This window comes from Bacillus sp. FSL R5-0585 (genome assembly GCF_038004545.1).
GTDB classification, from domain to species: domain Bacteria; phylum Bacillota; class Bacilli; order Bacillales; family Bacillaceae_G; genus Bacillus_A; species Bacillus_A cereus.
Genome location: NZ_JBBORJ010000001.1, coordinates 1386692 through 1406567 on the forward strand (window position 1 = coordinate 1386692; position 19876 = coordinate 1406567).

Below are 19876 nucleotides of genomic sequence, written 5' to 3' on the forward strand. Positions count from 1 at the left end.
CAATAAAAAGGATCTCTTTCATATAGAAGGAGATCCTTTTGGTTTTTGTAATAAAAGCGCTTGTTCAACAGCCCATTTTTGATGATCATGAATGAGAAGCTCTACAGCAAGTAAAGGAGACATCCACCGCAAAACATGATCTTCCTCACAGTTTTCAGTTTGTGTCTGCACCATGTTCGCAATATAAAAGAACCCATCGTTTAAATAATATGTATCTTCTTTTTCCGCATAAAAATATCGCATTGCATTACCGATATATTGATTAATTTCAATTGCCCATCCTAATTCCTCTAGTAGTTCACGATGTAAGCATTCATCTTTTGTTTCGGTACCTTCCATACCGCCACCAGGTAAAAAATAACGGTCTCCTTTTTGGATAATAGCAATGTTTGAAGAAGTTGAGTTAAAAATAATTGCATAACAACTAGGTCGTAATACATATTGCTCAGTAGGCTTTTTATAACCAAAAATAAGTTTAGATATCATAAAACACGTCACCTCTCTATAAAATACACAAAAGGAATAATAAGGTAAAAATAGAATTGTATAAGTATAATCTTACGAGATTGGAGTGATAACAAAATGATAAATCGAAAGTGTTCGCGCTGTAAAGAAATTACAGGTACATTGCACGGTAGTAAAAAAATTAAGGAAGAATTTCTATGTGAGGACTGTTTGCAAAAAGGAATTGCAAGCGGGGAAATCGAATTATCACAAGTGGAGCAAGAACAAACTTCGTATCTTTCTATAAAAATATTAAAAATAATGAGTGTGATTTATTTAATAGCATCTATTTTAATGGCTTTTTCAACCGGTCCATTTATACATAATATAGGATTTGATGAAATGTCCATTTCAGGCCCAGAATTAGGTTTAATAAGTATTGTTATGCTAGGTTCTTTATTCCAGTCTGTTCTTGTATTTTGCGGGATATGGGTATTCATCCTTTTAGTAGAAACAGTCATTAAAATTTATGAAAAAATGAAGTGAGTGAGAGGGAGAAACATATGCGAGTAAGAAACATCCAAGGGGAAGATTATGAAAAGATTCATTCCGTATTAAATGAATGGTGGGGCGGGAGAGATATGGCTAGTATGTTGCCGAAATTGTTCTTCGTCCATTTTCAGGAAACGAGTTTTATCATTGAAGAAGAGGGAGGAACGTTAGGTTTCTTATGCGGATTCTTCTCACAAACGCATAAAGAGGAAGCGTACGTTCATTTTATTGGAGTAAATCCGAAGTATAGAAGAAGAGGAATCGCATCGACATTGTATTCTTATTTCTTCGATGTAGCTCGTGCAAACAATCGTAAAGTTATAAAAGCAATCACGTCACCGGTTAATAAAAAATCGATACAGTTTCATAGGGAGATTGGCTTTCAAATTGAAGCTGGGGATGATGAGATAGAGGGTGTATCGGTACATACAAATTATGATGGGAACGGCGGGAGTAGAGTTTTATTTTTGAAACATGTGTAAAAGTAGGCTAGCACAAAGTTAGCCTTTTTGTTGTGAGGAGCTAAAAGTATGGAGAGTAAACAAAGTAGAAATGAATACTTACGACGCATTTATAAAGTGCAAGATTATATAGAATCAAACATAAATGATTCACTTTCAATTGAAGAGCTAGCTGATATAGCAGGATTTTCAAAGTATCATTTTCATCGGATTTTTAAGGGGATAGTAAACGAGTCATTATCACGGTATGTAAACCGATTGAAGTTAGAAAGGGCAACACATCTACTTACATATCGGACAGATATGACGATTACAGATATTGCATATCACTTCGGATTCACAGATTCAGCAGTTTTCTCCCGAACATTTAAAAATTATTACGGCGTAAGTCCATCTCAATATCGAAACGACAATAGCAAGAATTGCAAAGACGTAAGAAGAACTTCTCAATACAATGAATGTAAGAAGGTTCGAGGAAATGTTGAAATTGTAACAGCGGACGATATAAACGTCGCATACATAAGACATATCGGTACATATGGAGAGTTAACTATAGCTTTTCCAAAAATGATAGAAAAACTATTTCATTACGCAGCTAAGCAAAACTATCATGTATTTGATGATATTAAAGTATTAACCATTTACCACGATCATCATGAATTTACTGAGGACTATCATTTAAGAACAAGTTTATGTATAACAATTCCGGAGGCGTCCGCAATAGAAACGAACGACATAGGAATAATGGTAATACCTTCAGGCAAGTATGTAGTAGGACTTTTTGAAATATGCCAAGATGAATATAAAGGAGCATGGGATTTCTTATACGGTGAGTGGCTTCCAAATAGCGGATATAAACCGAGAGACTCGTATCCTTTTGAAGTATATAGAAATGATCCAAAGCAGCACCCGGAAAATAAACATATAGTTGATATATATGTACCGATTGAACCTTTTTAATTATAGGTTAAAGGGGAAGGAATAATGAAAACTGCTGAAAAGTTAGATCAAATTATACAAGAAGAATATAAAAATATGAATGGTATGTTAGTAGTGCGGAAAGGTAATGTTATTTTTGAAAGATATTATAACGGTCACGGTCTAGATGATGCATTTCATATAGCGTCAGTCACAAAAACGATAATCTCTGCGCTAATTGGAATATGTATAGATAAGGGCTATATAAAAAGTGTTGATCAAAAAGTAATAGAGTTTTTCCCTGAATATAAAGTAAAGTCATCTGAAGTAACAGTGCGACACCTACTTACAATGACAGCTCCATACCCTTTTGTAGACTGGCAGGAACCGTTAGAAGAACTATGTACACAACAAGATTGGATACAATATACGTTAAATAGGATAGGAAACGGCGGAGAAATTGGATCTTTTAAATATTCATCTGCAGGAGCTCATATACTATCAGCGATCATAACGAACGCAACAGGAAAAAATGCGCGTGAATTTGCGAATGAATACTTATTTCAGCCACTGGGCATGAGAGAAATTCCAAACTATAATATGAAAGCATTTGGATTTGATGACTTATTCGGAAAAGATGTGAAAGGATGGGTTCACGATCCAAATGGTATTTCGACGGGCGGCTGGGGACTAACGTTAACGGTTCGGGATATGGCTAAGTTTGGACAGATGTATTTGAATGAAGGTATTCATAATGGAAAACAAATACTATCAAAATCATGGATAAAAGAATCGACAGAAATGAACCCAAATCAATATGGTTACTTATGGTGGTTACGAGAAGAAGATGGAATCTTTTCATACTGTGCAATGGGTGATGGGGGGAATATGATTTGTTGTATTCCAGAGAAGGAATTGATGGTGGTGATGGCTTCTGAAGTTGTGCCAGAAGCAAAGGATAGATGGAGATTAATCAAAGAGTATATACTTTTAAAAGAGTAATGGTGAACTTGTAGAAAAATTTAAACGCTCCCCGTAACTTTCCTCAATAAAAAATCGTTAAACATTAGGAAGGGTTATTAATCACGAATGGGGGAGAACCATGAAAATTCTAATTCTAGGCGGTACACGATTTTTAGGAAGAGCATTTGTAGATGAGGCTTTACAGAGAGGGCATGAAGTTACATTATTTAATCGTGGAACAAACCGGGAGATTTTTCTAGAAGTGGAGCAGCTTATCGGTGACAGAAATGGTGATGTATCAAGTTTAGAAAATCGAACGTGGGATGTTGTCATAGACACATGTGGATTTTCTCCACATCATATTAGAAATGTTGGAGAAGTACTTAAAGATAATATTGAACACTATATATTCATCTCAAGCCTTTCCGTATATAAAGATTGGATTCCGCATGACATAAAAGAAGACTATATATTACAACCTGAACCGACGGAAGAACAAATAAAGGCTGTAGAGAATGGTGAAATATCTCCTTATGAGCATTATGGTCCGCTGAAAGTATTATGCGAAAAAGAAGCAGAGAAGTATTGGCCGGGGCGTGTATTACACGTAAGAGCAGGACTTCTTTCAGGAATGTTTGATTATACAGATCGACTTCCATACTGGATCGGGCGTGTAGCAAAAGGAGGTAACGTGTTAGTTCCAGGAAGAAAAAATCGTCCAGTGCAGATAGTTGATATAAAAGATGTCGCGAGATTTGGACTCAACATGGCAGAAAATAATAAAGCAGGTACATTCAATATAACAGGTCCGAATGATGAATTGACGATGGAAGAGCTATTAAATACGTGTAAAAAGGTTACGAATAGCGATGCTGAATTTGTTTGGGTAGACGAATCATTTATGAGTGAACATAATGTGCAGCCTTGGACAGAAATGCCATTATGGCTTCCGGAAACTTTTCCATTAGAAGGGGAAAAGAAGCCGTGGAGAGGTGGATTTTCTATTAGTATTAAAAGTGCGGTTAATGAAGGGCTTACTTTTAGAAGAATAGAAGAGACAGTTACAGATGTGTATGAGTGGATGGAGAGTACGGAAGAATGGGAATTAAAAGCAGGTATTTCAGGCGAGAGGGAGAAGGAATTGTTAGAAAGATGGTATCAATAAATTTAGCGGAGTTCTTTGAATATGCTTGATTTCACATAAGGAGGAAAAGGTGATGTGGAAAGACACCATTCACAGTATCTCATCAAATTTAAGCTTGAAAAACCCAGCTACGAAGGATGAACTTACTGATATACAAAAATGTTTATATGTGGAGTTACCGAATGATTTATATCAATTATTACAGGAAACAAACGGTATAAAAGGTGAATACGGTGACTTTATATGGTCTGCCTCAAAAATTAAAACTGAAAATATGAGTATGAGAAATATAGTTGATTTTAAGGATTTATACATGCCTTTTGACTGTTTATTATTTTTTGCTGATGGGGGAAATGGTGATTTGTTTGGCTATTCCATTTTGAATGGAAAAGTACAAAGAGATGATATATATGTATGGAACCATGAAAATGATAGTAGAACGTGGGTTGCTCCTTCTTTAAAGACTTTTATGGAGTGGTGGGAGAGTGGAAAGATGATAATTTAAATATAGTATCAAAAAAAGTGCTTTGTTACTAAAGAAACAAGGCACTTTTTCACGAATAATAAATCTACCACTCAATCGGTTCTTCCCCATACATCTCCCATAGCCTAGGAAACATCTTTTTTAAACCTTCTTCATCGTCTTCATTCCAATCTAACTCGATATCAACTTCCTCAAACTCTTCATTTGTTAAGACATGGTATAGTGTAAAGTATGTATCATCTTCATCCCCAGTCTTCTCCATGTAAACTTCTTGCCCGAAATATAGAGTAAGTTCTTCAATCTCTGGGACGTCATACTCACTCAAATTTTCTAATACAGGAATTAATCGTTCTGGATCTTCAATACAAGCTTCGTATGTCTCTTTTCCTTGATATAATAACCATCCGCGGAAGTAATCGAAAGTATCATCTGAACAGCCACCCATAATAATATAGGCTGCTGCCCATAAACGGGAGGTATAGGAGTCTTTCAAAAGGCGATGCATATGCGTATCAAAAGCTACAATTTCATGTACTGTACGTTTAGCAAGGTGAGAAGTAAGCCATTCTATTTGTTCTTCTTGGTCCTCACCTTTCGTTTTTGCACGATGAAGTAGCTCCCAAAATTCTTCTTCGGTTATCGTTTTTTCTTTTATGTAATCTTCCCCAGGCAACGGGTCTGTATATCCTTTTTTACGTTTGGAAGCAACTAGTTTATTAGCTTCATTCATACATTCTTCTTCTGTTTCAAACTCTTTCGCTTTCACACTGCCAGCTGTGCCAATTTTTCCGTAAAACACAACATAGTCTTTTTCTTTCACAACGATTTTCCAAAACTTATTTGATTTCTCAGTTTGCTGGATTAATAACGTTTCCATCCGTACCCCCATAATGTTTTCTAGTGTGCAATATGATTGTAACATATGTATATACACTTGTAATGATGAAAAATAATAGTTTAGAAAATTCAAAAACCATTGAATGGAGTGGATAAATTTAGTAACCTTATTTGTACAGTAATTACATAATTGTTTTGTAATAATTCGATATTTATATAAGGGGGCGTTACGGATGGATCTTACGTTTAAAGTTGAGGAAACATGTTTTAATTACCGAGTCGGAGCAATTTGTAAACAGGATAATAAAATACTTATTCTGCAAGGTAACGGTGAAGATTTTTGGTACGTACCGGGCGGAAGAGTGAAAATGTTAGAAAACAGTGAGGATGCGTTACAACGGGAACTTGCAGAAGAACTAGCTGCTCCTATTAAAGGGAAGAGATTAATATGGTCAGTAGAAAATTTCTTTACACTTTCTGAGCAAAAGTTTCATGAAATTAGTTTTTATTATGAAGTAGAGCTACATGAATTACCTGTAAATGGAGCGGATCAATATATTTTGGAAGAAGAGGATAGAACATATTTGTTTAAGTGGGTGCCGGTAGAAGAGTTACATGCATATAATTTACAGCCTGCATTTATAAAAGAGAAAGTAAAGAATATAGCAGTTCATACAGAACATTTCATTTTACAAGATTAAATGTATTCGGAGGAGAAAAGGATGAAGGGGATTAAAAAAGAGATACATATAAATGACAAAGTAATTTATTACACACATATCGAAAAAGGTTCTAGTACCGTTTGCTTTATGTTTTCAGGTTCAGGATACAATTATGATAAGCCGTTATTTTATTACGCGACGATGCTTATGCTTGAACATAAAATTGATGTTGTACATATTCATTATTCTTACGACGAACAAGTAATGAATAAACCAATGGAAGAAGTAACAAAAATAATGATGGATGATATTAATCCTGTAATGAAGGAAGTATTAAAAGCTGAGCAATACAACGATACTATATTTTTAGGGAAGTCACTCGGAACAATTCCAATTGCAAATGATTTAATGAAGAGAGAAGAATTCGCGCAGTCAAAAATGATGCTACTTACACCTTTACTGACGTTTGATACAATTTTTGATTCTATCTTACATAGTCGACACGAAGGGCTTTTAGTTATTGGGGATAAAGATCACCAATACAATGCAGATCAAGTTGATCAGCTACATAAAACGAATTTACAGATTGAAGTTGTCAAAAATGCAAATCATTCTGTAAATGTTGGGGGATATGAAACGGAAAATTCAATTGAGGCTATAGCGAAAATAATAGGAAAACTTAAAGAAGTTGTTAGGACAAACTAACCTATTAATACATGCAAAAGAGGTGCGAATTGCACCTCTTTTACTTTTAATAAGCCTTCAAAACATGAAGTAAATAATCCTTACGATTCAGCGGATTATAATCAACACGTTTTCGAGTAGGGAAGGGAGCCATAAGCTTTGTGAAACCAGCTGGCTTCGTTGTAAATATGCCTTCTCCTTCTGTAAATGAATGTAGTATTCGTTTGAAACTCTCTGTTTTCGCAACAGGTAATGATCCTGTTAACTGGTAAGAGTTATTACTTAATATAGGCTCTCTAAAAGTTGCTGGAACGGCAGCGAGCTTATACATTGCGGTACTAATTGCTTGCTCCGGTACAGTTAATGCAAACGCATTAACTGGTTCATATACATATGTTGCAGCTTGCTTTAAAGCATCCATTAATACGATCGGTGTTAAATTTCTAAAGTCACTCGCTGTTGTAACAGGACTAGCATAACCAGTATGTGTTAACGTGACGATAATATCTGTAACTTCCCATCCATATAATCCTTGTTTTAACGTTTGAAATACTGTATCTTCAATCGCTTTATGAAATGCTAAAGGCAATGAACCAAGCTCAACACCTAATTTATACGTTATGCCAGAGTTAAGTTCACCACGTTCAATTTTAAAACCAATTGTTGCGTAAAATGGATTCGCTTTTTCACCCATGACTTCAACGGAATTCCCAATGCCAATTGGCTTTTCAATACATACAACTCGCGTATTTGAGAAAGTAACCTGTAAGTTATATTTATCATAAAGTGTTGTTTCAATTACTTCTTTTTGTACCTCACCGAAAAGGCGAATATATAGTTCATTATGAACATCGTCCTTCCAAACTTTAATGAGCGGATCTTCTTCACATAGTTCCATAAGAACAGCGTATAAATTATGAATTTGCTCTTTAGGTACCGCATCAATGGCAGCTTCCATTTGTGGTTCGGCAAAGTGAATATCTTTTATATAATCCGTACGTTCACCGATAATATCACCAATTTTAATATCATTCAGCCCCCACACTTTACAAAACTCACCGCTAGGAACGGTAGAAGTTTGAACGGTATCTCCATTATGAAATAGGCACATTTTTTTTATCTTTTCTTTATGGAATAGAGACTCATCGCGCTGTATATCAACATATTTTCTAACATGTAAGCTACCTGAAAAAACTCTTATATAAGCAACCTTTTCTCCAGAAGGTTCACGTTCAATTTTAAAAACAACACCGGATAATGGTTCCTCTTGTGCCGATGTAAGAGCTGGAATGAGAGCCGGAAGTTTTTCAAGAAGTTCTGTTACGCCCATACCAGTCATTGCTGAACCGAAAAAGATTGGATACACATTCGCTTGCTGTATTTGCTGTTCTAGTTTTTCTCTTAATAGTGCGTCCGGTATTATTTCGTTATTTACATATGATTCAAGTAATGATTCATTAAATGGTGCTAACAGTTCCATACAATCGTCATATGATTTGTATTCAATGATCCGGGCTTCTTTCGTTCCTTCGTTTAGAACAGAATAGAAGGGGAATGCTTCATTTGAAAGAACCTCTTTTATTTGTTTCATAACTTTTTCATTGTTTGCGCCACTACGATCAATTTTATTAACGAATAAAATAGTCGGTATGTTTAGTTTCTGTAATGTTCGCATTAAAATTTTTGTTTGTGCTTGCACACCTTCAACGGCAGAGATAACTAAAATCGCACCGTCTAGAACGCGGAATGATCGCTCCACTTCAGCGATAAAATCAGCGTGTCCAGGTGTATCAATGACATTTACTTTTACAGCATCAATAAAGAAAGAAACGACAGATGCTTTAATCGTAATTCCGCGTTGTCTTTCTAATTCCATTGAGTCAGTTTGTGTATTACCACTATCTACTCGGCCAATTTCTTTAATCACATTCGTTTCATAAAGAATACGCTCAGTCAAACTCGTCTTGCCAGCGTCTACGTGCGCGACAATCCCTATATTTATTATTGTCATTTGTGAATATCCTCATTTCATTTTCCATTTTCAATTCCTCATTTCTATTTGTATATTGCCGCATTATCAATCACTCTCCAGTTCTTTAAATTAGTATTATTATAGTGCAATTAACATTATTTGTAACGCTACAAAGCGCCTTAATTTGGAAAAAATAAAATGAAAACAAAATGCTTGCATTCTAAATCGATATAGATTATATTAATTGACATATCAACTATTGATACATCAAATGTTTTTATTTTGATTGTAAAGGAGGGTTAATTTGACAAGTTCATGCTCAAAAGAAGCGATTATTTTATATAAATTACACTTTCTAAATAAAGAAGTAAGTTCGAAATTTGAAGGGTGTACGGGTATGAGCCAGTCTCGATTAGAGCTTATACTTCAGTTATATGAAGTAGGTGAAATTAGTCAAAAAGCACTTCAACAAGAAGTGAATATTGATAATGCTGCGATAACAAGGCATTTAAAGCAGCTTGAGGCCAATGAAATGATTGTAAGACGTAAAAATCCAGATGATAACAGAATTACGTTAGTTTCTCTTACTGAAGAGGGACGAAATAAAATTCAAGCATTTCAAGAGGAAAAAGAACGTTTTGCAGCATCTGCATTTAAAGGATTAAGTGAGGAAGAACGCGATAATCTTTTAAATATGTTAAATCACATTCAAGAAAATATAAAAGAATTATAAAAAAGGGAGAATACAACTATGACTAACTCAGTAAAAACAAATGATTTTAACGAAATTTTAACAGGACGTCGTTCAATTCGTAAGTACGACCCTTCAGTGAAAATTAGCAAAGAAGAAATGACAGAAATTCTTACAGAAGCAACACTTGCACCATCTTCAGTAAACATGCAACCATGGAGATTCGTAGTGATTGAAAGTGACGAAGCGAAAGCAACACTTGCGCCACTTGCAAAATTCAATCAATCTCAAGTAGAAACATCTTCAGCAATGATCGCTTTATTTGGTGACTTAAACAACTTTGATAACGCAGAAGAAATTTATGGTACAGCAGTAGAGCGTGGACTTATGCCAGCAGAAGTAAAAGAAGATCAAATGAAAAAACTTTCAGCTTACTTCTCTATGGTTACACCAGAAGTAATGAAAGATACAGTATTAATTGACGGTGGTCTTGTAGCGATGCAATTTATGCTAGCAGCTCGTGCTCACGGCTATGACACTTGTCCAATTGGTGGTTTTGAGAAAGATCAAATCGCAGAAGCGTTTGGACTAGATAAAGAACGCTACGTACCAGTAATGCTAATTTCAATCGGGAAAGCTGCTGACAGTGGTTACCAATCAGTACGTCTTCCAATTGACAAAGTTGCTGAGTGGAAGTAATCTAATTAGGTCATAGAAATATATGGAATATGAAAGGGGAAACACCATGATTATTATTCACGCAATATTTCAAGTAGACCCAGCAAAACAACAAGCATTTTTAGAAGAAATTCAGCCACTCATTCATGGTTCAAGAGAAGAAAGTGGAAATGTATCTTATGACTTATATAAAGATACAGAAAAAGAAAGTGTTTATACGATGGTAGAAGTATGGAAAGATGAAGCAGCAGTTGCGAGCCATAATACGAGTGAACACTTCACATCTTTCGTTAGTAAAGCAGCACAATTTTTAACTGCTCCGCTTAATATAAAAGCTTATAATGGAGAATTAGTAAAATAATAAGGTAGAAAAAGATGACTTTAGTATGGCTGAAGTCATCTTTTTTGTATAAGTAGAATCCATTTTGGACTCAGTTATGTTGATAGATAAGCGTTGCTCGCATCCTCAGTAACAGTGCTGAATTGTATGTTAAATTCGAACATTTGGTTTATTGGGATATTTTTCCGTGTTATAATTTTCTTGTAAATAAAAGGTAGAGGGGAGTAAGTAATGGGAGAATTTCAAAGTAATTTGCATACGGCAACGCAACTTGCAACGAAAATGAGAAATGCTTCAGATAGAATGCAAAGTGCTACTAGTCGCTCTATAAATAAGGCAACGCGTACTACACTATCTGTGAACTTCAAGGCACAAGAAGCAAATCAACAAAATTTACAGATCACGAAACAATTTTGTACTGCTTTTCAACAAACAATTGATAATATCCATTCCGTAGCAAATGAATTTGAGAAAATGGATACAGGACTTCAAAAGACTTTTCAATAATGTAACAACCTACGTAAAGGGGAAAAGGTAGGGAGAAAAGATGAGTCAAGAAATTGAAACGAGAATCAGTCAATGTAATCAAAAATTACGAATTATATTTGAAGAACAAAATGAAAACCGAATTGCGCTGCAAAATCAAGAACGAGCTGAGGTTAGTTTTCATGAATGGAAAAATAGAAGTAATCGTTTATTTAACCGAATACTAGAAACTTGGCACGGCGACAAAGAAGTGTTTCACCTTTTTACGAATATGCGGCAAGAAATCGGACAGTATGAAAGAAAACTTACATTCGAATTAGAAATTGAAAAAGAGACGTTGCTTAAAGAAAAACGGCATCTCAGTGAGAAAGAAAACGACCTTTCCTATGAATAGCAGCAACTACAAAGGGAGGCCAATACATGAGTTTAAACATGTATTTGGGAGAAGTACAAAGTCAAACTCAAAGTATGAACGCTATATGTAATGCTACGATTCAAAGTATGGAACAAGCTATTCAATCTATTGATGCCTTTGCGATAGACACAGTATTACAAGGACAAACATACAGTAGTGCAAAAGCCTACCTTGTCCAAACATTCCGGCCATTAGCGCAAGGAATCATATGCTTATGTGAAGAATTAATTCGCCAAAACGAAGCATTTCCAAACGAGTTCCAAGCGAAAGTTGCTTCGACAGATGTGATCGAACAAGAAATAAGAGAACAAATACGGGGAATTAATCAATCGATTACAAGTATAGAAGCAATAGAAGTACTTACACCGATGCTCGGAGTAAGTGCGATTGTAACGGTATTAGGTGCAATGAGAAAAAAACTGGAAGAAAAACTAGAGCGTCTATATGAATTCAATCATTCATCCAGCAACAACTACAGCACCGCCCTCCAATTAGCCGCTAGCATCACAGCCGGACTCGCTGAAGTGCAAAGCGGGAAAGGGTTTAGTCCTGTGAGTGGGACGTTTCATAGTGAAAAGTTAAATATGGAATGGGCAAAGCAAATTCAAATAATTATAGAAGAAAAAATACGGAAATCTGACAATGGTATTGGAAAAAGTGTAGATTTAGAGCACAATGTGTATAACGACTTTGAAGGAATAAGCAGCGAAAATCAATCTATCAATAATAGATTTACAAAAGATGAGATACAAGCGACACAAAAATACCTTGAAGGAATTAAAAATGGTACAATAAAAGGGAATATAGGTGAGGATTTCCAAGTTGAAACCGATGATTATGAAATGGAGCATAACATTTTTGGCCAGCCAGTCGGTGGTAGAAGGCCAGTACTCGATCCTTTTTTAATCGGTGTGGCGAAGTTTGGATTCGATTTTCTCTTTGGTGATCTTTTCACACTCTTTGACCCAGAAGCTACCTATGGTGAAAAACTCCTAGCAGTTGGGATGATGACTCCATATGGGAAAGGTGTAAAAATAGTTGATAAACTTCATGATTTAAAAAAGGTTGGAGATGTGAAGAAAGCAACGTCTGGGAGTGCGGGGGTTGCTAAGGGGATAGATAATCCTTTACTACCAGGTGAAGGGAAAGTTGGAACATATGAAGAATTAATTGATGCAGGAACACGTGGAGACAATATAACTCCTCACCATATGCCGTCTGCAAAATATATGAAAACAAAAGCAGAGGTACATAAAAATGATGGAGTAAGTATGAATATGGAGCACCCTCATCCAGGGAAAGGGGGCAGGCACCGTCAAACTGAAACATACGGAATGACTGGTAAGAAATTAGATGCCTATCTTAACCTTGAACCACGTGACGCTTTAGCACGTGATATAATTGATGCAAGGAATATTTATATAAAAGAAGGACTTTACACTCCTGAGATACGTTCAGGACTATTGGAAGTAATAAAATTAAATAAAACAAAGTACCCAAATATTTTTGACAGACAATAGGAGGTGGGGAAAGTTGGACATTTTAGTCGAACTTACCGAATTAAAGAATAGTCGTTTATTAAGAGATGAGAATGAAGTAGAAAAATTTGAAAAATCTATTGGGAATATTTTAGAAATGGAGGATGTTAACCATATAGAAGTATTGTGTCAAGGCTTTGATGATTTAACTGAAAATGATGAAGTAATGTTTGGTTTAATTCATGCTATAGAGTCGTATGACAAGATTGTTAGTTCTGAAGTTTCGCTGAAAGTGTTAGCTAATTCTATTCCTAAGATGATTCCTCATGCTAAGGAATGGTTAAAGATACTTCACAAAAGAATATTGAATCATGAACCATCGAGGAATATTTATAAAAAAATCATCCCTACATTAAACAATGATATTCAGAAATATGTTGTTTCTCAATTAACTAGTATTAAAGAAAGAAACCCAAGTCGTTTTGAAGAAAGTGTAAATTCAATATTAGATTTTTTAAAGTAAGTTAAAAACCTTGACTGGCTAAATGCCTTTCAAGGTTTTTTAGTAAACTAAAAGGTTTTACTTTTTGAAAATTTCACATGTAAATCAAAACTTATAATAGTAAATTGATATTCAAATATAGCGACAAAACTTACAGAATAATAGTTATCTATTAAATGAAACTACAATTCATAAGTGTTGATTTCTTTTTCTACCATTTTAAAACAAATATTATATTACTCCTGAGATTAACACAAATAGCTACCACAATATTAGGCGATAAGGCACTAAATAAAGTAGGCCATATCACAAAAGGAGCAAAAGCATCAAGTGGAGTAAGTACATTTGCTAATGCAGTAAAACTAGCAAAAGAATTGAAGCCTACGCTTGAAATGTTACAATCATTTAAGAAAGAGGCTTCCTATGCATTCTCTAATGTTGGTGGAACTATTATAACCAAAATACCACAAGGCGAATTATTAGAAGCTTATTATAAGTTTGCGAAGTCTAAAGATGGTGGTAAGGGTACGGGTAAAGAATATAAAAACTATAAGGATGTAGAATATACTGGAACAACTAAAGTTAATGGAGAAGTAAGGGATATTAGCAGACGGGTTTTTCAAAGGTTAGATATTGATTATATGAGAATTGACCCTAAAACTGGTATGACAAATCTCCAATTGATGAAAAAAGGAAGAGCACCAATTTGGCAAGATGGGACTGCTATAGAACTTCATCATTTAATTCAAAGAGAGCCCGGATCAATGGTGGAGCTCCCGGGTAGTATGCATAAGGAATATTATAAAATATTGCATGGCTTAGTGGAGAATGGTGGAAGCTTTAGAAACGACCCTGTGTTAAAAAAGCAATATGAAAATTTTAGGTCGAAATATTGGAGATGGAGAGCTAAACAAATAGATAAAGCTGAATTATAAAAGGAGGAATTTTGAATGAATAAAGAGGAATTAACCAATTTTATTAAGGTAAATATGGAATCAGATGACTTTACTGGTGGAGTAGATAAAAAACAAGTTGATTATGTTCAAGATACCCTACAGTTAAAATTGCCAGAAAGTTATAAGTGGTTTTTAACTAATTATGGCTCTGGTGGGTTATTTGGTGTTGATATTTTAGGGGTGGCTAAGTCTAATATAGCTTCTGTTGTTATTGAAACAGAGAGTTATAGGGATTTAGGAATGAGTGAGAATTTAGTAGTTATTGAAGATATTGGGGAATATGCTTATTGTCTAGACACTAGTAATATGGAAAACAATGAGTGCCCAGTAATAGCATGGGATAGACAAGGTGGACTTGATGACTACAATACAGCAAAGAATTTTTATGAGTTTTTATCACAAAGGTTATTGGATGCAAAAGAAGCATGGGAAGAAGAGTTTTAATATAGATAAATGACCTTGTTTAGCTTAAAGCTGAATAAGGTCATTTATTGTTTATGATGAATAGAAGTTATAAGTATTATTATTATATTTTTTATTTTTTATATGAGGATATTTAAAGTTTAATACGTAGGTAGACAAGAAAAGAGAATGAAAACGAATTTGTTTTTGATGTGGATAGAAAAAATATATGGTGTTTGAAAGTAAGTACTCCATGATGGTTGTACCATCATGGAGTACTGTGTGCAATGATAGAATAGAAAACGAAGTACGAGCTTAGGCGAGATGACATTTTACTGGATGATGAATATTAAGGCATGGAATGGACATAAAACTAACGAATTCGTACAAACTCGTAAGTTTTAACGTAGTAGTTGTCACGACATATAAAAGGTGTCATACTGTTGCCATAAAACTTACAAATTTAATGCTACTTAAAAACATATGAACTGAAAGCACTTGATTGTCAACTAGAGGCAACAAGTGTTTTTTTTGCGTTTTAGCGTAGAAATTTAAAAGAGCACTATAATTTTATAAGTGCATTAAGTGTTAAATTTTTATTGTTGTTTTATAGATTGTAATGGCTATGTACAGCGTACGACGATAGTAGAGGAAAAAATAAAGGGTTGTATTATTTTTGGAAATCATCGTAAAGTACGTTTTAACGGATGGACGTTATGCACACGTTATCCGCAAAAAACGGGTAAACGTTACAGGGATTGTAATTGCTGTAACGGGAAGGGACTCAATATGGAAGAGAAAGTAGTTGGTTATGTACGAGTTTCAACAGAAGGACAAGCACGTGAAGGGTACAGCTTGGCGTATCAAGTAGAAGAAATTGAACGGTACTGTAACGAGAATGAATTACAACTGCTTCACATATACGAAGATAAAGGAATTAGCGGAGCGACAGTAGATGAAGATGGATTAACAGTTGAACGTGAAGGATTACAAGAGCCATTGTCAGATTTGGCGTATCAACAAGTGAGCCACGTGATTGTACTAAATACATCTCGGTTATGGCGCTCTGATATGGCAAAAGTGTTAATACAACGAGAACTAAAGAAACATGAGGTTGATGTAAAAGCAATTGAACAACCAAATTACAGTATATACACACATGACCCAAATGATTTTTTAGTAAATGGCATGCTAGAGCTATTAGACCAATATCAACGTCTCGAGATTGCATTAAAGCTAAGTCGAGGTAGAAAGAAAAAAGCGGAACAAGGTGGCTATGCAGGTGGCGGTGTGATGTTTGGTTACACAGTCAAGAAAGGACAAAAAGTACTAGAAGTAGATGCGGAAAAAGCAGTAGTTGTACGGAGACTATTTGAATTACGACACTTTTTTAAACATTGGTCGCTAACTCAATTGGCAGAAAGACTGAATGCAGAAGGCTATCGCACAGAGAAAGGGAAACGGTTTACGAAAGTACAAGTGAAACGCATGTTAGACCGGGAGAGCTTTTATCGAGGGATATACACATATGGTCAAATACAGACAAATGGGAAACATTCAGCAATTATTTTATAAACTCACTTAAAAAATTAGCTCATATTACTATATGTACTTATGAAATTATGAAAATGGATAGGCTTGCGTACCTATGCGCATCGGAAGATGAACGCTCGAACTAAGGTTGCCGACATTTTTATATATGATTAAATTATTGAATAGAGGGATGAGTTATGCATAATAGACAGAACTATTTGTATGTAGGAGTAGATTTACATAAGGAGCATCATACGGCTGTTATAATTAATTGTTGGCAAGAGAAACTAGGAGAAATACAATTTGATAATAAACCATCTGCATTTTCGAAGTTCTTATTAGAAGTAGAGACATATGTGAGTGATGGTTTATCAGTTGTATTTGGTTTAGAAGATGTTGGTGGTTATGGAAGAGCGTTAGCGAAATATTTAGTAGATCACGAACAGGTAGTAAAAGAGGTAAACCCAGCTTTATCATTTTTAGAACGAAAAAGCCAAGTGATGATACACAAAAATGATAGTTGGGATGCGGAATGTGTGGCACGCATATTGATAAACAAATTTAATCAATTACCAGATGCAAAGCCAAACGATTTATTATGGTCAATACAACAACTGGTTTCAAGAAGGAATGCATTAGTAAAAGCACAAAGTTCATTAAAGAACCAATTACATATTCAATTAAACCACCATTATCCAAGTTATAAAAAGTTTTTCTCAGAGTTAGATGGAAAAACAGCATTAGCATTTTGGCAGCAATATCCGTCACCCTCTTGTTTAGAGGGGGGCAAATATAAAGCAATTAACAGCATTTTTATTAGATGTTAGCAACAATACATGTTCAGTAAAGAAAGCAAGCGACATATTAAAACTTGTAAAAGAAGATGGACATACAATGAAGGAATATCAAGAAACACGAGACTTTTTAGTAAGAAGTATTGTACGGGATATTGAGTTTAAAAAGAAGGAAATGAAATACATCGAAAGAGAATTAAAACGGTTAGTAAATCTACTAGATTATCAATTAGACACGATGCCGGGAATAGAACTTGTGACGGCATCAGCATTAATAGCTGAGATAGGAGATATAAGACGATTTCTAAATGCCAATAAATTAGCAAGATTTGCGGGGATTGCGCCTGTTTACTTTGGTTCTGGTGGGAAAGGTAAGGCGCATAAAAGCAAACAAGGAAACAGGGCGTTACACGCTTTATTTTATAATTTAGCAGTACAGCAAGTGCAAGTAGCAAAAGGAAGTAAGACGCCACGGAATCCGGTGTTTCATGCATACTATCAAAAGAAACTAAAAGAAGGCAAAACAAAAGGACAAGCATTGGTATGTATTATGAGAAGGCTTGTAAATATTATATATGGCATGATGAAATATAAAACAGCATATGAATTGCCGGTAGTACAAGAGAAGGAAGTAGTTTAATAAGGTTTTATATGGTTTGTTTTTTTATTGTGAGAGTTTAAGATTACAACATAGGGTACGGGTAAAACTGTAAGCAATTATCTTGATGATATAGTCGAGGCTGGTGGTACCAGAAGAGAAATAAATTCTAAACTTCGAAATCCATTAGATAATCCTAAGATAGCAAAGGAGATTGAGGGAAATACTGAAGCTGTATATGGATATTCACCTAAGAAGGAATCTGCCTTAAATAAGTTTGGGGTAGACTGGACAAATGGTGATGAAGTTGCTTATGCAAGAAGCGAAAGAATAAAGTATCATGAAAAAATACAACAAAAAAGAATACAACTAGAACAAGATATTAAAAATCTTCAAAATGATGGGCTATCTATGGAGGAAATTGCTAGATTGAAAGTCGAAGAGCGAAATCAAGGAAGAATGGAAACGTATATAAAATCTAATAATTTAGATGGATTGAATGCAATGAAAGAAAGAAATATTCTTGAATATGGCAGGGCAGAAGGACCTACACCTGAACAACTTTATAAAAAGTATGGTTCATGGGAAGATGTGATATATGGCAGTTTAAAAACAAATCCAGCAATGGATGTCTTGACAGGATTATTTCATAGTATGGGAGGAAAATAATTATGAAAGAAGAAAAAATACAAGGTAATATAAAGTGGATTGCATACAATAATTTAAGATTTAGAATAGAGAAGGTTAATGATGATTCATCCGTAATTTGGGTTTCTGATAATTTTGTAAATTTATGTTTTACCTTAGTAATGAATGACTTTTTAAGTAAATGTGAGGATGAGTTGAATATAAATATCGAAATTGATTTGACTTGGAATAATCATAGAGGTTTGATTATAAAAAATCATGATATAAATCTAATTTTAGGAGAAATAATTAATTTTATTAGCGAATGGGAGTTAGAAGGAAATTCAAATGCTGATAATTTTTCTACGGAAGAGTGGTATTCAGCATAAGCTTGCAGGGTACGCTAGCTTTCCATCATTTTTAGGAATTTAAAAATATGGAGGGAAATTTAAATTTAATGTATGTTTAGGGGACATTGAATGTGAATTGAAACTAAAGAGTTAGATAAATATTTTAAGCAACTAGTGAGGAATGAATTCTGTATAGTAAAGAATTCATTCCTTTTAAGTTTGTTTTAATTTACTTGTAATTATAGTAGTTAATATTTGAAGAGGCAATCACCCTAAGTCGTAAAGACACGAAAGCCTATACTCAAAGTAAGATTTCAAAGCTTTAGGAAGAAATTGGTTGAGTTAAAGGGGCTAAGGATGATACTTAGGATACGGCTAACGGTAAACCTAGCAGTAACAAAAATACAACTGTAGATAATTTTGATGCAAAAACAGCTACAAATAAGCAAAAAGGGAATTATGGTGAAATAAAATCTAGTGACAATTTATTGAATAATCAAAGTTTAAAAGAAGCTGGATTTGATTTAAAGCCAGTCGGAAAAAGTGCACCATCAGGCATAAATGATAAAATAGTAAAAGGAATTGATGGATTATACGAAAATGCAAATGCAGAATCAAAGATCAAATACGTTATAGATGAAGCTAAGTTTGGTAGTTCACAATTGGGGAAAACTAAAGATGGACGACAAATGTCAAATGATTGGTTGAATGGTGCGAAGACGCGAAAAAGTAGGATATTGAAGGCTGTTGATGGAGATATGAAATTATCAATAAAAATTACAAATGCATTGAAAAAAGGTGAAGTGGAAAGAGTACTATCAAAAGTTGATAGTACTGGGAACGTTAAAACTTATAGAATAGATGCAAAGGGAGACATTATTGGAGAATGGCCATAAGTTTAGAAG

The 19876-nt window shown here is 34.6% G+C and carries 23 protein-coding genes and 3 pseudogenes; 23 read left to right on the forward strand and 3 right to left on the reverse strand.

Going from position 1 to position 19876, the window contains the following annotated elements; all coding sequences use genetic code 11:
* Positions 1-18: 18 nt before the first annotated feature.
* Positions 19-486, reverse strand: coding sequence for an NUDIX hydrolase (locus MKY38_RS07190; protein ID WP_000623966.1), 468 nt, complete (start codon positions 484-486; stop codon positions 19-21).
* Between the two features lie 96 nt (positions 487-582).
* Here MKY38_RS07190 and MKY38_RS07195 point away from each other — a divergent pair, with 96 nt between their 5' ends.
* The 6 genes from MKY38_RS07195 to MKY38_RS07220 all read left to right on the forward strand — a co-directional run bounded on the left by MKY38_RS07195 (position 583) and on the right by MKY38_RS07220 (position 4987).
* Positions 583-990 carry a DUF3980 domain-containing protein gene (locus MKY38_RS07195; RefSeq protein ID WP_341048527.1) on the forward strand — a complete coding sequence of 136 codons (408 nt, stop codon included), beginning with the start codon at positions 583-585 and terminating at the stop codon, positions 988-990.
* 17 nt (positions 991-1007) lie between these two features.
* Positions 1008-1478 (forward strand): GNAT family N-acetyltransferase, encoded by a 471-nt coding sequence (locus MKY38_RS07200; protein ID WP_063536727.1) that lies wholly within the window; start codon positions 1008-1010, stop codon positions 1476-1478.
* Between the two features lie 48 nt (positions 1479-1526).
* Entirely contained in the window at positions 1527-2417 is an 891-nt protein-coding gene (locus tag MKY38_RS07205) for an AraC family transcriptional regulator (RefSeq protein WP_341048530.1), read from the forward strand.
* A gap of 24 nt (positions 2418-2441) precedes the next feature.
* On the forward strand, positions 2442-3377 hold the full coding sequence (locus tag MKY38_RS07210) for a serine hydrolase domain-containing protein (protein WP_341048532.1): 936 nt from the start codon (positions 2442-2444) through the stop codon (positions 3375-3377).
* Positions 3378-3477: 100 nt separating this feature from the next.
* The gene (locus MKY38_RS07215; RefSeq protein ID WP_341048534.1) at positions 3478-4503 is read left to right on the forward strand and encodes an SDR family oxidoreductase; all 1026 of its coding nucleotides are present in this window, start codon (positions 3478-3480) and stop codon (positions 4501-4503) included.
* Positions 4504-4555: 52 nt separating this feature from the next.
* Entirely contained in the window at positions 4556-4987 is a 432-nt protein-coding gene (locus MKY38_RS07220) for an SMI1/KNR4 family protein (RefSeq protein WP_070179876.1), read from the forward strand.
* A gap of 64 nt (positions 4988-5051) precedes the next feature.
* On the opposite strand, the gene MKY38_RS07225 is transcribed toward MKY38_RS07220, so the two are convergent.
* On the reverse strand, positions 5052-5843 hold the full coding sequence (locus MKY38_RS07225) for a DUF4240 domain-containing protein (protein ID WP_341048537.1): 792 nt from the start codon (positions 5841-5843) through the stop codon (positions 5052-5054).
* Between the two features lie 193 nt (positions 5844-6036).
* Here MKY38_RS07225 and MKY38_RS07230 point away from each other — a divergent pair, with 193 nt between their 5' ends.
* Together MKY38_RS07230 and MKY38_RS07235 are read left to right on the forward strand one after the other, a co-directional pair.
* Entirely contained in the window at positions 6037-6504 is a 468-nt protein-coding gene (locus tag MKY38_RS07230) for an NUDIX hydrolase (RefSeq protein ID WP_065224577.1), read from the forward strand.
* Positions 6505-6525: 21 nt separating this feature from the next.
* Entirely contained in the window at positions 6526-7170 is a 645-nt protein-coding gene (locus tag MKY38_RS07235; RefSeq protein ID WP_065224576.1) for an alpha/beta family hydrolase, read from the forward strand.
* A 46-nt stretch (positions 7171-7216) separates the two neighbouring features.
* Here MKY38_RS07235 and MKY38_RS07240 read toward each other — a convergent pair whose 3' ends face one another.
* A complete protein-coding gene (locus tag MKY38_RS07240; protein ID WP_341048541.1) occupies positions 7217-9160 on the reverse strand; it encodes a translation factor GTPase family protein in 1944 nt (647 codons plus the stop codon).
* 265 nt (positions 9161-9425) lie between these two features.
* Between MKY38_RS07240 and MKY38_RS07245 the strand changes: the two genes are divergently transcribed.
* The 15 genes and pseudogenes from MKY38_RS07245 (at position 9426) to MKY38_RS07310 (ending at position 19867) form a co-directional block, all read left to right on the forward strand.
* Entirely contained in the window at positions 9426-9854 is a 429-nt protein-coding gene (locus MKY38_RS07245; protein ID WP_000204172.1) for a MarR family winged helix-turn-helix transcriptional regulator, read from the forward strand.
* An 18-nt stretch (positions 9855-9872) separates the two neighbouring features.
* Entirely contained in the window at positions 9873-10511 is a 639-nt protein-coding gene (locus tag MKY38_RS07250; RefSeq protein ID WP_000185390.1) for a nitroreductase family protein, read from the forward strand.
* A gap of 46 nt (positions 10512-10557) precedes the next feature.
* The gene (locus tag MKY38_RS07255; protein ID WP_000583805.1) at positions 10558-10851 is read left to right on the forward strand and encodes a putative quinol monooxygenase; all 294 of its coding nucleotides are present in this window, start codon (positions 10558-10560) and stop codon (positions 10849-10851) included.
* Between the two features lie 210 nt (positions 10852-11061).
* Positions 11062-11337 carry a TIGR04197 family type VII secretion effector gene (locus MKY38_RS07260; protein ID WP_000503639.1) on the forward strand — a complete coding sequence of 92 codons (276 nt, stop codon included), beginning with the start codon at positions 11062-11064 and terminating at the stop codon, positions 11335-11337.
* A 40-nt stretch (positions 11338-11377) separates the two neighbouring features.
* Complete coding sequence (locus MKY38_RS07265) at positions 11378-11710, forward strand: DUF3958 family protein (protein WP_341048544.1); 333 nt, start codon at positions 11378-11380, stop codon at positions 11708-11710.
* Between the two features lie 26 nt (positions 11711-11736).
* Positions 11737-13251 carry a T7SS effector LXG polymorphic toxin gene (locus tag MKY38_RS07270; RefSeq protein WP_170965423.1) on the forward strand — a complete coding sequence of 505 codons (1515 nt, stop codon included), beginning with the start codon at positions 11737-11739 and terminating at the stop codon, positions 13249-13251.
* Positions 13252-13264: 13 nt separating this feature from the next.
* Positions 13265-13732 (forward strand): Imm30 family immunity protein, encoded by a 468-nt coding sequence (locus MKY38_RS07275; protein WP_000353837.1) that lies wholly within the window; start codon positions 13265-13267, stop codon positions 13730-13732.
* Between the two features lie 227 nt (positions 13733-13959).
* Positions 13960-14313, forward strand: a pseudogene (locus MKY38_RS29265) (T7SS effector LXG polymorphic toxin); the annotation flags it as partial.
* Between the two features lie 63 nt (positions 14314-14376).
* Positions 14377-14646: an HNH/ENDO VII family nuclease gene (locus MKY38_RS29270; RefSeq protein WP_269667704.1), complete on the forward strand. Its 270-nt coding sequence runs from the start codon at positions 14377-14379 to the stop codon at positions 14644-14646.
* Between the two features lie 15 nt (positions 14647-14661).
* Entirely contained in the window at positions 14662-15111 is a 450-nt protein-coding gene (locus MKY38_RS07285) for an SMI1/KNR4 family protein (RefSeq protein WP_070179869.1), read from the forward strand.
* Positions 15112-15858: 747 nt separating this feature from the next.
* The gene (locus MKY38_RS07290; protein WP_341048550.1) at positions 15859-16644 is read left to right on the forward strand and encodes a recombinase family protein; all 786 of its coding nucleotides are present in this window, start codon (positions 15859-15861) and stop codon (positions 16642-16644) included.
* 155 nt (positions 16645-16799) lie between these two features.
* Positions 16800-18036: pseudogene (locus MKY38_RS07295) on the forward strand (IS110 family transposase).
* 54 nt (positions 18037-18090) lie between these two features.
* Positions 18091-18663, forward strand: a pseudogene (locus tag MKY38_RS07300) (hypothetical protein); the annotation flags it as partial.
* 2 nt (positions 18664-18665) lie between these two features.
* Positions 18666-19010: a hypothetical protein gene (locus tag MKY38_RS07305; protein WP_000656836.1), complete on the forward strand. Its 345-nt coding sequence runs from the start codon at positions 18666-18668 to the stop codon at positions 19008-19010.
* Between the two features lie 449 nt (positions 19011-19459).
* Entirely contained in the window at positions 19460-19867 is a 408-nt protein-coding gene (locus MKY38_RS07310; RefSeq protein WP_048568607.1) for a hypothetical protein, read from the forward strand.
* Positions 19868-19876: the final 9 nt, after the last annotated feature.

Excerpts from the sequence above, each read along its gene's own strand:
- MKY38_RS07190 (WP_000623966.1), bottom strand. The coding sequence starts at position 486 with ATGATATCTAAACTTATTTTTGGTTATAAAAAGCCTACTGAGCAATAT.
- MKY38_RS07195 (WP_341048527.1), top strand. The coding sequence starts at position 583 with ATGATAAATCGAAAGTGTTCGCGCTGTAAAGAAATTACAGGTACATTG.
- MKY38_RS07200 (WP_063536727.1), top strand. The coding sequence starts at position 1,008 with ATGCGAGTAAGAAACATCCAAGGGGAAGATTATGAAAAGATTCATTCC.
- MKY38_RS07205 (WP_341048530.1), top strand. The coding sequence starts at position 1,527 with ATGGAGAGTAAACAAAGTAGAAATGAATACTTACGACGCATTTATAAA.
- MKY38_RS07210 (WP_341048532.1), top strand. The coding sequence starts at position 2,442 with ATGAAAACTGCTGAAAAGTTAGATCAAATTATACAAGAAGAATATAAA.
- MKY38_RS07215 (WP_341048534.1), top strand. The coding sequence starts at position 3,478 with ATGAAAATTCTAATTCTAGGCGGTACACGATTTTTAGGAAGAGCATTT.
- MKY38_RS07220 (WP_070179876.1), top strand. The coding sequence starts at position 4,556 with ATGTGGAAAGACACCATTCACAGTATCTCATCAAATTTAAGCTTGAAA.
- MKY38_RS07225 (WP_341048537.1), bottom strand. The coding sequence starts at position 5,843 with ATGGAAACGTTATTAATCCAGCAAACTGAGAAATCAAATAAGTTTTGG.
- MKY38_RS07230 (WP_065224577.1), top strand. The coding sequence starts at position 6,037 with ATGGATCTTACGTTTAAAGTTGAGGAAACATGTTTTAATTACCGAGTC.
- MKY38_RS07235 (WP_065224576.1), top strand. The coding sequence starts at position 6,526 with ATGAAGGGGATTAAAAAAGAGATACATATAAATGACAAAGTAATTTAT.
- MKY38_RS07240 (WP_341048541.1), bottom strand. The coding sequence starts at position 9,160 with ATGACAATAATAAATATAGGGATTGTCGCGCACGTAGACGCTGGCAAG.
- MKY38_RS07250 (WP_000185390.1), top strand. The coding sequence starts at position 9,873 with ATGACTAACTCAGTAAAAACAAATGATTTTAACGAAATTTTAACAGGA.
- MKY38_RS07255 (WP_000583805.1), top strand. The coding sequence starts at position 10,558 with ATGATTATTATTCACGCAATATTTCAAGTAGACCCAGCAAAACAACAA.
- MKY38_RS07260 (WP_000503639.1), top strand. The coding sequence starts at position 11,062 with ATGGGAGAATTTCAAAGTAATTTGCATACGGCAACGCAACTTGCAACG.
- MKY38_RS07265 (WP_341048544.1), top strand. The coding sequence starts at position 11,378 with ATGAGTCAAGAAATTGAAACGAGAATCAGTCAATGTAATCAAAAATTA.
- MKY38_RS07270 (WP_170965423.1), top strand. The coding sequence starts at position 11,737 with ATGAGTTTAAACATGTATTTGGGAGAAGTACAAAGTCAAACTCAAAGT.
- MKY38_RS29270 (WP_269667704.1), top strand. The coding sequence starts at position 14,377 with ATGACAAATCTCCAATTGATGAAAAAAGGAAGAGCACCAATTTGGCAA.
- MKY38_RS07285 (WP_070179869.1), top strand. The coding sequence starts at position 14,662 with ATGAATAAAGAGGAATTAACCAATTTTATTAAGGTAAATATGGAATCA.
- MKY38_RS07290 (WP_341048550.1), top strand. The coding sequence starts at position 15,859 with ATGGAAGAGAAAGTAGTTGGTTATGTACGAGTTTCAACAGAAGGACAA.
- MKY38_RS07305 (WP_000656836.1), top strand. The coding sequence starts at position 18,666 with ATGAAAGAAGAAAAAATACAAGGTAATATAAAGTGGATTGCATACAAT.